We start from the raw sequence: 13319 nt of genomic DNA, 5'->3' as shown, positions 1-13319 counted from the left end.
GTATTTAGCACTATTGTGAGATGAAGCCTGTTGCTATAAAGTGCGTTATAATCAATCATGTAATTGAACAATTTGATGGGCTATATAAGCAGGAACGGGCGTAAACGAGTGGGGGAGAGGATAGTCACGCAGCGGAGCAGGAAGAAATTGCCATCATTTTTTGAGCCAGCCGGCTGCTGATTGCGTACTTCTGTTTTGTATATTTAGCTTCTCTCAATCCAGCTGCGCATGAAGACACTCGTACTTATCCTTGGATTGTTGTGCTTATCGGTAGGTGCTATAAGCCAGAGTATGCCGGCCATCTACCTCAATGAGCAGGGTGAGGAAGTGGTGCCCGACAGCGCCACCCACTACCGCATCATCGACCGCAAAACCGATGCGGGCTATACTATCCGCGAGCATACTATCAATGGCACCCTGCTGCTGCGGGGGACCTTTGCCAGCATCGACCCGGTATGGCGGTCAGGACTGTTTACATGGTACCATCCCAACGGCACCAAGGCCAGCCAGGTGCACTTCGAAGATGATGAGCCGGCCGGCGTGTATGTGGCCTGGTACGAAAACGGCAAAGTGCGGGAGCGGGGCCAGTTTGAAGAAGGCCAGCGCACCGGCCGCTGGGTAACGGTGCACCGCAACGGCCAGAAACGCTCCGAAGGCCGCTACCTCTACGGACGGCCCGTGGGCGAGTGGCGCTACTACTATGATAACGGGCAGCTAAGTGCCATTGAATTGCTGAACCGGGCCAAGGGCCCAGCCCTGGCATTCTTCAACCTGGATGGCAGCCCTTTCGTTGGCAAGCTGCAGCGCCGCCAGATGCCCGAATTCCCCGGAGGCGAGCAGGCTTTGCTGGATTTTATCAGCCGCAATACCCAATACCCGCGCGACACGCGCCGCAAGGGCATCAGCGGTAAAGTGTACGTGTCGTACACCGTAGGTGAGGACGGCCGGGTGGGGCAGGTGCGGGTGGTACGCGGCCTGGCCCCAGAAGCCGACAACGAAGCCCGGCGCGTGGTAGAAAGGCTGCCGCAGTTTCAGCCGGGCCGCGAGTACAACGTGCCCACGGCCGTAACCTACACAGTGCCTATTTCCTTCGCGCCCAACTTCAGCTTGTTTGGAAGCTCCAAGCCGCCCCGCACCCCGCCCACCGAAGCCCGCGCCAACTTTCCCGGGCAGCAGTATTAGGCTGTTAGCCGCCAGCTTCTGGCTAACAGCAGCGTATAGTTCTGTCGCTGGCAACCTGGCAAAGACCGGAAACAAAAAGCCCCTTGTGCCAGCGCACGAGGGGCTTTTTATATGATCTGTAACGCGCTTAAGCGGTTACCTGGGCGTCCAGTTTCTGGGCCAGAACGTGCTTCGGCACGGCACCTACTTGCTTGTCCACAATCTGCCCGTTTTTGAACACGAGCAGCGTAGGAATGCTGCGAATGCCGAATTTGGCGGACGTCTGCGGGTTGGAGTCTACGTCCACTTTGCCGATAATGGCTTTGCCTTCGTACTCGCCGGCCAGTTCTTCTACTACCGGGCCTACCATGCGGCACGGGCCGCACCACTCGGCCCAGAAGTCCACGAGTACGGGTTTATCGGAGTTGATGATCTGGTCGAAATTCGCATCGGTAATTTCGATGGCTTTATGTCCCATGATAGAAGGGGGTTTGTGGTGATGACAACGTGAAAATGCTGCTTACGAAACTTGGGCCCGCAAGGTAGCAGATTGCGTTTCAAACAAGGAGCGCGCCGGAAAGTTCAGTCGGTCAGGTTGGCAGCTTTGCCGCGCTCTTGGCACAGTCGGGTTTTCAATAAAAACGGCAGCTCATCAACGAATCGGAAGACTGTCGCCTATTTTTTATCGACCACAAACTGATAAGCCCGGGCGTATTCCTGCGCCCGGTTGCGGAGCTTGTAGAATACGTACAGGTTGAGGAAGTGCATGGCCCCCAGGATCAGGATGATAGTGCCGATTTTAATGCTGAGCGTTTCCACGCTGGCCTGGTAGCTGTTTACGGGCTCGGTAGTGCGCAGCGTGAGTGTAGCGTAGCCGATGTTGACGAGGTAAAAACCCGTCAGCAACAGCTTGTTGACGGAGTCAGCCAGCTGCTCATTGCCGTGGAAAATATCCACCAGAAACAGGCGGCCGTTTTTGAAGAGTGTGCGTGCTACCCACACCGTAAGCAGCACCGTGACGGGCAGATACACACCGTACACCAGCAGATGGTAATTCATGGCTTGAAAGGTTTAGAAGTGAAAGGAGAAAAAGGTGAAAAGCAGGAAGTTGGTTGTTATCAAGTATGCGGCGGTAACTCAAGTCAGCTTCGGCAGCAGATCGGCCAAGGCCTGTTGGCAAACCGGGTAATGAAACCGGAAACCGACTTCCAGCAGCCGCTGGGGCACCACTTTGCGGCTTTTTAAAATCAGCTCGGTTTCGGTGCGTAGCAGGAAGGCCCCTATTTCCAGCAACCATCGGGGCTGCGGCAGGTGCCAGCGCGGCCGGTAGTGCTGGTTGAGCAGGGCGTTGAATTCCCAATTGCGCAGCGGCTCCGGAGCGCACACGTTGAAGGTGCCATCCAGCGCCGGCTGCGCCAGCAGAAACTCTACCGCCCGGCAGAAGTCATCCACATGCAGCCAGCTTACCCACTGCTGCCCGTCGCCCTGCGGGGTGCTAAGCCCCCAACTTGCCAGTCGCGCCATTACAGGCAGCGCTCCGCCGTCGGCACCCAATACAATAGCCGTGCGCAAAGCCACGCGCCGCGTGCAGGGCGTAGGGGCCAGCCAGAACTCGGCCTCCCATTTTTGCGCCACCATCTCAGAGAAGTTTCGGCCAATCTGGCCGGAGGATTCCGTGTTGGCCGGCGCTTGGCCCGTGGTATGTTGGTAAATAGTAGCCGTAGAGGAATTGAGCCATACGGCCGGCGGGTTCTGGCACTGAGCCACAGCTTCACCCAGTACCCGCGTACTTTCGGTGCGGCTGCGCGTAATGGCGCGCCGATTGGCCGCGTGGTAGCGGCAATCCACCGATTTGCCGGCCAGATTCAGCAGGACTGCCGCACCTTCCAGCTTCCGGGCCCACGGCCCCAGCGTGCGCCCGTCCCAGCTTACTTCCCCAAAGCGCCGTGGCCGGCGGGTAAGCGTGAGCACCTCGTACCCCAACCTCCGAAAATGACGGGCCAAGTGCCGCCCCAGAAAGCCGTTGCCACCGGCCAGCACCATTAAGGGTTGATTCATGGAAGTAAGAGGTGAAAGTTGGAGATGAGGAAGGCAAGCGAGTATGCTTGTTGTTATTAAACTTTCAGTAAAAATTGAAATACATAGACAAAAAAATAGTCGGGCTACGGGCGGGGAAGCATCAGCTTCATGAAGGTGCTGATAAACCAGTTCTCATCGGCTTTGATAAGGGTAGCGGCGGCCTGATCGGCAAACTGGGCGAAATTCTGGATGCTGCCTATCATGTGGGTGAAGGCCTTGGTTTCTTCCGGCGTAGCTGCCGGCGACTCTTCCACCTGGCTTATTTCGCCGAGCACGCGCATCAATGGCGCTATTTCGCGCTTATGGCGCTCCTGCAGAATGAGGGTAGCCACCCGGTGAATGTCTTTCTCGGCCGAGAAAAACTCCCGCCGCTCACCCGGCCGCAGCTCTTTGCGCACGATACCCCAGTCGATAAGAGCGCGCACATTCATGTTGGCGTTGCCCCGCGAAATCTGCAGTTGATCCATGATGTCCTCGGTACTCAGGGCTCCCGGCGACACCAGCAGCAAGGCATGTACCTGCGCCATCGTCCGGCTCACACCCCAGGCCGAGCCCAGCGTGCCCCAGCCTTCAATGAATCTGCGCTTGGCTTCGTCGAGTTGCATGGCTCAAATGTAGGAGAGTATTTTAAACTTTCAATAAAAATTGAAAGTTTATTTTTGCTTGCTCTCCCACTCCAGTTGACGTCGCTTTCTTTCTGCAAGAAAAGTCTTGTGACTTTCAACAAAGGCTGCGGAATCCATCCTGACAAACTTTAGGCTTTCAAACATCAAGGTGTCCTGTTTCTGGCTCAACCCTGACCTCTGTAGAAAGATTGGAACATCACCAACAAGGCAACCTGTTCGAAGGGAAATAGAATCACCTTTGGTAGTTAATTCAGCATCTGCACTATGATAGTAGGAGGTCAACCATAACCTCGCACCGTTTTGGTAAAATGATAATATCATCAGGAAAGTCTGGATTTCGAAGCTTTACTGCTGTACTACGCCACGCACCAACTAATTCAGAATGCGTAAGCTTCTGTTCATTGCAGGAAAGCAGCACCAGCGCGCCAATCAGTGCATAAGCAAATCTTGGTTTCATATCAGCTGGCAGGCGTCGATTTCCATTTCGCGCATCCGGCGGATAAACTCCTTGGGCTCGATGCGGTAGCGGCGCGAGTAGGTGTCAACAGCCAGATGCTCGTGGGGCTCGGCGAACTTGATTTCCAGCTTTTTGGAGCCCTGACAACCTTCCACCGCTTCCATAAACCGGTCCATGAAAGGCTCGGTGATGGTGCGCAAATCCAGCTGCACGCGCACGCCGTTGGCCAGCTTCTCCGCCACGTTGAACAGGGGCTCCATAGTCAGAATCTTGAACTCGAACTGGTCGGAGTCGCGGAAGCGCTGGGCGTACTTGCCCCGGATGTACATGGGCGGCACCTGCTCCTTATCGTAGTTGCGCGGGTTAATGAGGGGAGAAAAGCGGGAGTAGTCGTCGCGGAACAGCGCTAGGTTCAGGGAGGAGTCGTAGTCTTCCACGCTGAAGGACACGAAGGGCTGGCCGGTCTTGGTGGTCTTGAACAGGACGTTGGTAATCAGCCCGGCTACCGTTACCTCGCGGTTTTTGTAGTTCTCTACTTTGTCGAGCCCACAGGTGCAGTAGGAGTCTATTTCCAGCTTGAAGTCGTCGAGCGGGTGGCCCGAGAGGTAGAAGCCTACCACTTCCTTTTCGCGGCGCAGCTGCTCCACGGCCGGCCAGGGCTCCATATCGGCCACCTTGGGCAGCGGCATGGCCACGGCGCCGAAAGCGCCGCCGCCGAACAGGCTCTGCTGGGCCGAATCCTGGTCGGCCTGGAATTGCTGGCCCATTTTCACGGCCTTGTCAATCAGGTTCTGGTCGCCACTTGGAGCTTCCACAAACTGGCGGCGGTGGTAGCGCTCAAACGAGTCGAAGGCCCCGGACAAGGCCAGGCTTTCAAACGTCTTCTTGTTGACGGCCCGCAGGTTGACGCGCTTCGAGAAGTCGAAAATATCGGTGTAAGGGCCTTTTTTACCGCGCTCCTCCACGATGTTCTCAATAGCAGCCTCACCCGCGCCTTTCACGGCGGCCATACCGAAGCGAATCTGGCCCTGCTTGTTCACGTTGAACTTCAGGATGGATTCGTTTACGTCGGGGCCCAGTACGGCCACGCCCTGCTTGCGGGCTTCTTCGATGAAGAACGTCACCTTCTTGATGTCGCCCATGTTGTTGGTCAGCACCGCGGCCATGTACTCGGCCGGGTAATGGGCCTTGAGGTAGCCGGTCTGGTAGGCCACCACCGAGTAGGCTGCCGAGTGGGAGCGGTTGAAGCCATAGGCCGCAAACTTCTCCATCACGTCGAACACCTCGTTGGCCTTTTTGGCCGCAATGCCATGCAGGGTTTTGGCGCCCTCACAGAATTTCTCCCGCTCCAGCGCCATCTTCTTCATATCCTTCTTACCCATGGCCCGGCGCAGCAAGTCGGCGCCGCCCAGGGAGTAACCCGCCAGAATCTGGGCCGTCTGCATGATCTGCTCCTGGTACACCATGATGCCCTGGGAGTAGTTCAGAATGGGCTCCAGCAGCTCATGGGGGTAGTCGACTGCCTCGCGGCCGTGCTTGCGGTTGATGAAGTTCGGGATGAACTGCATAGGGCCGGGCCGGTACAGGGCATTCATGGCAATCAGGTCCTCAATGTTGGTGGGCTTGAGGTCCTTGAGGTACATGCGCATCCCTTCGCTCTCGAACTGGAACGTGCCGATGGTGTCGCCGCGCTGGTAGAGCTCGTAGGTTTTCTGGTCGTCAATCGGAATTTCGTCGATGTCGATTTTGAAGCCGTGGTTCTGCTCGATCAGGTTAATGGCGTCCACGATAATCGTGAGCGTCTTCAGCCCCAGAAAGTCCATCTTGAGCATGCCGGCACTCTCAATCACCTTGCCGTCGAACTGCGTCACCAAAAGGTCCGAGTCCTTGGAGGTGGAGACGGGAATGTACTTGGTGATGTCGTCGGGGGCAATGATGACGCCGGCGGCGTGGATGCCGGTGTTGCGGACCGAGCCTTCGAGCTGGGTAGCGAGGCGCAGAATCTGGCCGCGCAGGTTGTCGGGGGCCTCGTCGCGCCGGATCATGTCCAGCTCCTGGTTTTCGGCAAAGGCCTTGGTGAGCGTGGTACCCACCTGGTCGGGCACCATTTTCACCAGGTCGTTGGCCTGGGGCAGGGGCAGGTCCATGGCGCGGGCCACGTCCTTGATGCTGCTTTTGGCGGCCATGGTACCGAAGGTGATAATCTGGGCCACCTGGGTTTTGCCGTACTTATCCACCACGTAGTCGATGACTTTCTGACGGTTCACGTCGTCAAAGTCAATGTCGATATCGGGCATGGACACGCGCTCCGGGTTGAGGAAACGCTCGAACAGCAGGGAGTACTTAATCGGGTCGATGTTGGTGATGCCGATGCAGTAGGCCACTGCCGAACCTGCCGCCGAGCCCCGGCCCGGCCCCACGGCCACGCCAATGTTGCGGCCGTGGTTGATAAAGTCCTGGGTGATGAGGAAGTAGCCGGCAAAGCCCATCGTCTCAATTACGCGCAGCTCGTAGTCGAGGCGTTCCTCAATTTCGGGCGTGCGCACCGAGTAGCGTGGCTTGGGACCTTCGAAGGCGCCCTTGAAGGTGAGGTGGCGCAGGAAGGCGTCGGCCGTGGGGTGCTCGGGCGGCAGCGGGAAGTTGGGAAGCAGAATATCACGCTGCAGCTTGGGCGGCGTGATTTTATCCACGATTTCGTTTGTGTTGTCCACGCTTTCCGGCACGTCCCGGAACAGCCGGTTCATTTCCTCCTGGCTCTTGAAGTAGAACTGGTCGTTGGGGAAGCCGAAGCGGGAGCGGGGCTTGGGCATCTGGAACTCCTCGTCGATGCGCATGAGCTGGCGGCGCACCTGGTCGTCGGAAGCCGCCAGGGGGCGCAGGTTGTCGAGGTGGTCGTAGAGCACCTTCTTGTCCTGCGACATCAGCCGGAAGTACTTGGTCTGGAAGTCGCCGACCGGAATGCTGTGCTCCTCGCCGGTGTTCACGCAGAGCAGAATGTCGTGGGGGGCGAAGTCCTCCTGGTTAACGTAGTGCGAGTCGTTGGTGCAGATGACTTTGACGTTGTACTTCTGCGCCCACTTGAGCAGCACCTGGTTCAGGTCTTCCTGGCTTTTGCCGGTGTTGTCGATGTTCTCGATGCCGTGGCGCTGGATTTCGATGTAGTAGTCGTCGCCAAACACGTCGAGCCACCACTTGAGCTGCTTCTCGGCCTCATCTTCGCTTTTCCACAGCAGGGCCTGCGGAATTTCGGCGCCGATGCAACAGGAAGTGGCAATCAGCCCCTCGTGGTACTGGAGCAACAGCTCCTTGTCGATGCGCGGGTACTTGCTGTACACGCCCTCAATAAAGCTCATGGAGCAGAGCTTGGCCAGGTTCTGGTAGCCGGCTTGGTCCTTGGCCAGCAGCAGCTGGTGGTGGCGCACGTCCCGCTCGCCCTTCTCCCGGCTGAAGCTCTTCTTGTGTCGGTCTTCCACCAGGTAAAACTCGCAGCCCACGATGGGCTTCACGTTGTACTTATTGGCCTCCGCTACAAAGTTGAACGCCCCGAACATGTTGCCGTGGTCGGTGAGGGCTACGGCGGGCATGCCATCGGCCTGGGCCTTTTTCATCAGGGCCCCGATGCTGGCCTGGCCGTCGAGCAGGGAGTATTGCGTATGGCAGTGCAGGTGCGAGAATACGGGCATGGGCAATAAGCTCCGCGCCGTTAGGGCCCGAAGCGAGAAGTAAAGTTACCCACGAATCAGCGGCCGGGAAAGGTTGCGCGGCAAGGGATTTTGACGTATTAGATACGATACAGGAAGGCAGATAACCCGGCTGCGGCCAACCCGGGCACGAATCCTGAGCCGGCCGGGGCAACGCAGCGAACCGGATTCGGGGTAAGAGCCCGGGGCAGCTTATATTTACTCGTCAAAGGCATTTGTTTTATTATACAAACGTGGTATTCGTAGGGAAAATGGCGGATAAATGGTTGTTATATAGTCTTATATGGCTATTAAGCGGGTGTGTTGAATCGTATGAGCCGACGGTTGACAGCAACGACAATAACCTGCTGGTAGTGGATGGGTTCATCAACAGCCGGGGAGTAACTACCATTAAGCTGGGGCATACCAGCAGCCTGAGCACCAAAGCTGCGCCGCCGGTTGAGGCCCGGGCCAGTCTGTACATCGAAGAAGAGGGCGGGCAGCGTTACCAACTTACGGAGGGAGCGGCCGGAACCTATACCTCGGCTCCGTTGATGCTGACGGTGGGCCAGCGCGTACGCTTGCATGTACTTACGGCCAAGCAGCGGGAATATGCTTCCGACTACACGTCGGTACTTGTTACGCCGGCTATAGACTCGCTGTCCTGGAAAATTGACGGAAACCGGCTGCGCATCGTATCAACCGCACATGATGATTTGGAGGCCGCCCGGCATTACCGCTGGAGCTATAAGGAAACCTGGGAATTTCGCTCCCGCTATCGTTCGTATCTGGATTATCGCAACGGCGAGTTGGTCGACCGCACGGAGGATATCGAGCATTGCTGGGGCTCGGAAGCACCCTCGACTATTCTGCTGGGCAATACCTTGAACCTAAGTCAGAATGTAGCTTCGACAAAAATCACGGAGCTGTTTGACGATTCGCCTAAGCTGCCAATCAAGTACAGTATTCAGGTGAAGCAGTATGCCCTCACGCCGGAGGAATACCAATACTGGGAGGCCTTGCGCAAGAATACGGAGAACATTGGCTCCCTATTTGATCCGCTGCCCACCCAGCTCACGGGCAACGTGCACAATGTAGCCGACCCCACCGAGCCGGTACTGGGCTTTATTGGGGCCCAGTCAATAACGGAACAGCGTATTTTCATTAATCGTGCCGATTTGCCACCAACTTGGCCATTGGTCACCGGTTATGAAGCCTGCGACTTATACAGAGCTTTGTCCGATGATCTTTTTGCTGATGCCAAGAATGTGCCCATTGCCAGAAGCGACTCTGGCACTTTCTACTCGACCGCCGAGTGCGTCGACTGCCGGAAGCGAGGCGTGAACGTAAAGCCAGCATTCTGGCCCTAACTGGCCCTAATAGGCTGCAAATGACACTGGGCATGCAACCAACCAAGCCAAAAAGGTACCTTTCATCCTTGAGGCGGGCTGCCAGATGAGTGGAAGCGTTCCGAGGGTGTACCTCCCGAAAGGCGAGGCTAATGGGCCGGCATCTTTCGCAGAACTACGGTGCCGGATAAGGTAGCCGACAAACAGGTTTAGTACGCAGTATGAATTATAAGTTGTTTACGATAGGACGAATAGGGGCTCTTTGGCTGCTATGGCTTGTAACGGGCTGCATAGAAACCTTCGAACCAGCGGTTACTCCCGCAGCTATTAATTTTTTGGTGGTAGATGGCTACATCAATACCCAGGGAGTTACGACTATCCGGTTGTCGCGCGCTGTTGCTCTGGATAAGGTTGGCAATACGCTGGTAGAAAGCAAGGCGCGCGTATATATAGAAGAGGAAGGCGGGCCGCAATACCCCCTGGCCGAAGGGCCCGCAGGTACCTATACTTCGGCCGCGCTGTCACTGAGTAACACGAGCCGGGTGCGCCTGCACTTAACCACCGCCGCTCAAAAAGAATACGTTTCCGAGTTCACCCAGGCTATCATCACCCCTGCCATAGACTCCGTTACGTGGAAGACCACCGCAGAAGGGTTGCAGATTGCCGTAAACGCCCAGGATAAGACGGACAACCTTAAATTCTATCGGTGGGAATACGTAGAAACGTGGGAATTCAACTCCGCCTTTGTTTCGAAGCTGGAATACAAAAACGGAAAAATACAGGAGCGCACCAATGCTATCAGCCACTGCTGGGGCAACGAAGCTTCAACCAGTATTCGGCTTGGCACTACGGAGAAGCTGGCGCAAAGCGTGGTATCGGACGCGCCTATTACGCTATTGCCCAGAAACACGCCCAAGCTGCAGCTTAAATACAGTATTCTGGTGAAGCAGTCTGCCCTGAGCCGGGAAGAATATAATTACCTGGATATTCTTCGCAAGAATTCCCAGAACATCGGCTCTTTATACGACCCGCTGCCTAGCCAACTCACGGGCAACGTGCAGTGTGTGTCGGATAGAGAGGAAGTGGTCATTGGCTTTGTGGGAGCCCACTCGGTAGCTGAGCAACGTCTGTTCATTGACCGTACGGACTTGCCGGCTACCTGGCCCCGGGCTACCGGCTACGAAACCTGCATACTCGATACAATTCCCCGACCGCACGCCCCACCTGAGGACTGGCCCGAACTCCCCGAGATTCTAGGGTTCTTTAGCCCCGGCTATTCCATTCCGGTAGATGTATTTGAGCTTAATACCTCGCTCGGAATCAAATCGTTCTACCTGTACTCTACGCCTGAGTGTGTGGACTGCCGCAAGCGGGGCGTAACGGAAAAACCCGCGTTCTGGCCGTAGAGCAGGTGCCAGCCTCCACCCGTTCTCTTAGCGTTCCTGCCTGTCGGCATTAGATACCCTTGATGAAGCGCCTATTTACCTCCTGTCTCCTGGCTGCCGTGCTTTTGTTAGCGGGCTGCGTGGAGCCGTATGTGCCGGAGGTGGCGCCCGGCGAGGCCAGCCTGCTGGTGGTCGATGGCTACATCAACAGCGTGGGGGTAAGCACCATCCGCCTCTCGCGGGCTGTGCAGCTGCAAACCACCAAAAGTGCGCCGGTAGAAGCACACGCCAAGGTCTTCATTGAGGAGGAAGGCGGGGCGCAGTATCCGCTCACGGAAAGCCAGCCCGGCACCTACACCTCCGCCGCCCTGACGCTGCCGGCCGGCCGGCCGGTGCGCCTGCACTTCACCACGGCCGGCCAGCGCGAGTACGTGTCCGACTACACCAGCGTGAAGGTCACGCCCCCGATTGACTCCTTGTCGTGGCGCACTACCGCTGACGGGCTGCAGGTGTACGTGAACACGCACGACGACTCGAACCTGAACCGGCACTACCGCTGGACCTTCGATGAAACGTGGGAGTTTACGTCCATGCTCAAATCAGTATTGGAGTATCGGAAGGGGCAGATTACTTATCGCACCGATAATATTTATAACTGCTGGGCCAGCGAGTCGCCGGGCACTATCCGGATGAGTAACACCACCAAGCTGGAGAAAAACATTGTTTCGGAACAGCCCATCGTGCTGCTGCCCTACCGCACGCCCAAGCTGAGTATCAAATACAGCGTTTTGGTCAAGCAGTATGCCCTCACGCCGGAGGAGTATGCCTACTGGGAGGCGCTGCGCAAGAACACAGAGAGTATCGGCTCTTTATACGACCCGCTGCCCACCCAGCTCACGGGCAACGTGCACAGTGTAGCCGACCCCAGCGAGCCGGTGCTTGGGTTCATCGGAGCTCAGTCGGTGATAGAAAAGCGGCTGTTCATCGACCGCAAGCAGCTGCCATCAGACTGGCCCTTTGTTACCGGCTACGAAACCTGCACGCTCGATACAATTCCGCGGCCTCACGATCCGGAGCCGCCTTCACCGCAAGAAGTGCTCAACTTCTTCTCGACCGGCGCCGCTATTCCTATTTTTGAGTATCAGCCTAACACCAACATATTTTATTACTCTACGCCTGAGTGTGTGGATTGCCGCAAGCGGGGGACCAACGTGAAGCCGAGCTTCTGGCCTTGAGTTTTACCGGCCTTCAAACCCAAACGTGCCCGCATAGCGGTGTTGCCGGCCGGTGAGGGCATCCCGGATAATCTCGGCGGCCAGCAGGCTGTAGGTGGTGCCGTTGCCGCCGTAGCCCAGGGCAAACCAGGCCCGCGGGAAATCGGGGTGCTGGCCGATGTAAGGCAGGCTGTCGTCGGTTTCGCCGTACACGCCGGCCCACACAAAGTCGCGGGTAAAGGCAATGGGCTGGGCAAACAGCTCCCGAAACTGTTTTTCCAGCTTATCGGCCTTGGTTTCCAGCATGGCGTTCTGAAACGTAGGCTGCTTGATAACTTCGTCGCGGCCGCCTACCATAATGCGTCCATCGGGCGTGCGCCGGGTGTAGATGTAGGGCCGGGCAGTTTCCCAGAGCTGGGCGTCGCCGGTAGGCAAGGCATCGGCCTGACCGACCTGGCTGAGCACTACATAGGTGGAGTGCAGGTTGACAATGTCCTGCGGCACCAGATCGGCCGCCGCAAACCCGGTGCAGACGACCACGTGCCCGGCCCGCACAGTATGCCCGCCGGCAGTGTGCACCGTCACGCGCTGGCCATCGGAGCTGACCTCGTAGCGTTGGGCCGCCGTGCGCTCATACACCCGCAGGCCCGCCGCCTGCGCTTGCGCAAGCAGCGTGTGCGTCAGCTCGTAGGGGTTCACCTCTGCCGTATCGGCGGAGTATAGCGCCGCCGGTTTTACCAGTTGAAAGCGGCGCAACAGCTCGGCTTCATCCAGAAATTCGGCTTCGATGCCAATGCCACGGCGGGCATCCCCTTCCTCTTCCAGAGATGCTACATCCGAGGCGCTGCTGGCCAGGTAGAGGCTATGGCAGTAGCGCAGGCCACAGTCCTGCGGCAGCTCCTGCTGGCACAGGCGGGCCACGCCGTGTACCCCGTAGAGGTTGGCCAGGTAAGCTTCGTTGGCGCGCGGAATGCCAACTTTTTTGCGCAGGTCCACCAGGTTTTCATCCAACTCGTACTGGAGCATAGCTGTGCTGGCCGATGTGCTGCCGCCGCCTATGTAACGCTCTTCGAGCAGCACCGCCCGCAAACCGGCCTGCGTGAGGTAGTAGCCCAGCATGGCGCCACTGATGCCGCCACCTATTATCACCACATCACACTGCTCGTCTTGTGCCAGCACCGGATAGCGCACCAGCCCCCGCTCGGTTAGCCAGAACGGCTGCCCCGTGGTCAGAATCATAAAAACTCTCGCGTAAAAACCGGCAACTCACTTGGCGTCGGCTACCATAGGTACGGGAAAGCTAATGCACACGTTCTGGGGCAAGCGGAAACAAAAAAGCAGCCCTGAGTGGCTGCTTTTTTGTTTCCG

Annotated in this window: 11 protein-coding genes; 4 read left to right on the top strand and 7 right to left on the bottom strand. The window is 57.3% G+C overall.

The genetic code is table 11. The annotated features are described in order from the left end of the window. The first annotated feature begins 228 nt into the window (after positions 1-228). Positions 229-1182, top strand: a complete 954-nt coding sequence (locus I5L79_RS04215) for an energy transducer TonB (protein ID WP_196953788.1) — start codon at positions 229-231, stop codon at positions 1180-1182. A 127-nt stretch (positions 1183-1309) separates the two neighbouring features. Here the strand turns inward: I5L79_RS04215 and trxA are convergent, their stop codons facing one another. The 6 genes from trxA to dnaE all read right to left on the bottom strand — a co-directional run bounded on the left by trxA (position 1310) and on the right by dnaE (position 8006). Beyond that, on the bottom strand, positions 1310-1639 hold the full coding sequence (trxA, locus tag I5L79_RS04210) for a thioredoxin (RefSeq protein ID WP_135397675.1): 330 nt from the start codon (positions 1637-1639) through the stop codon (positions 1310-1312). A gap of 197 nt (positions 1640-1836) precedes the next feature. After that, positions 1837-2220, bottom strand: a complete 384-nt coding sequence (locus I5L79_RS04205; protein ID WP_196953787.1) for a hypothetical protein — start codon at positions 2218-2220, stop codon at positions 1837-1839. Positions 2221-2298: 78 nt separating this feature from the next. After that, a complete protein-coding gene (locus I5L79_RS04200) occupies positions 2299-3219 on the bottom strand; it encodes a TIGR01777 family oxidoreductase (protein WP_196953786.1) in 921 nt (306 codons plus the stop codon). A 104-nt stretch (positions 3220-3323) separates the two neighbouring features. Then, positions 3324-3845 carry a GbsR/MarR family transcriptional regulator gene (locus tag I5L79_RS04195; RefSeq protein ID WP_196953785.1) on the bottom strand — a complete coding sequence of 174 codons (522 nt, stop codon included), beginning with the start codon at positions 3843-3845 and terminating at the stop codon, positions 3324-3326. Between the two features lie 283 nt (positions 3846-4128). After that, a complete protein-coding gene (locus I5L79_RS04190; protein WP_196953784.1) occupies positions 4129-4323 on the bottom strand; it encodes a hypothetical protein in 195 nt (64 codons plus the stop codon). Beyond that, positions 4320-8006, bottom strand: coding sequence for a DNA polymerase III subunit alpha (gene dnaE, locus I5L79_RS04185; protein WP_196953783.1), 3687 nt, complete (start codon positions 8004-8006; stop codon positions 4320-4322). The genes I5L79_RS04190 and dnaE overlap by 4 nt, the downstream gene beginning before the upstream one ends. Positions 8007-8275: 269 nt before the next feature. Between dnaE and I5L79_RS04180 the strand changes: the two genes are divergently transcribed. The 3 genes from I5L79_RS04180 (at position 8276) to I5L79_RS04170 (ending at position 11972) form a co-directional block, all read left to right on the top strand. After that, positions 8276-9373, top strand: a complete 1098-nt coding sequence (locus tag I5L79_RS04180; RefSeq protein WP_196953782.1) for a DUF4249 domain-containing protein — start codon at positions 8276-8278, stop codon at positions 9371-9373. Between the two features lie 200 nt (positions 9374-9573). Then, complete coding sequence (locus I5L79_RS04175; protein WP_196953781.1) at positions 9574-10758, top strand: DUF4249 domain-containing protein; 1185 nt, start codon at positions 9574-9576, stop codon at positions 10756-10758. Positions 10759-10856: 98 nt separating this feature from the next. After that, complete coding sequence (locus I5L79_RS04170) at positions 10857-11972, top strand: DUF4249 domain-containing protein (protein WP_196953780.1); 1116 nt, start codon at positions 10857-10859, stop codon at positions 11970-11972. A 3-nt stretch (positions 11973-11975) separates the two neighbouring features. Here the strand turns inward: I5L79_RS04170 and I5L79_RS04165 are convergent, their stop codons facing one another. Beyond that, positions 11976-13190 carry an NAD(P)/FAD-dependent oxidoreductase gene (locus I5L79_RS04165; protein ID WP_196953779.1) on the bottom strand — a complete coding sequence of 405 codons (1215 nt, stop codon included), beginning with the start codon at positions 13188-13190 and terminating at the stop codon, positions 11976-11978. Positions 13191-13319 lie beyond the last annotated feature (129 nt).

It is taken from the genome of Hymenobacter guriensis (assembly GCF_015773195.1).
In the GTDB taxonomy this organism is placed as follows: domain Bacteria; phylum Bacteroidota; class Bacteroidia; order Cytophagales; family Hymenobacteraceae; genus Hymenobacter; species Hymenobacter guriensis.
Note: the sequence above shows the minus strand (reverse complement) of the source record. Positions and strands in the feature narration are given on the sequence as shown.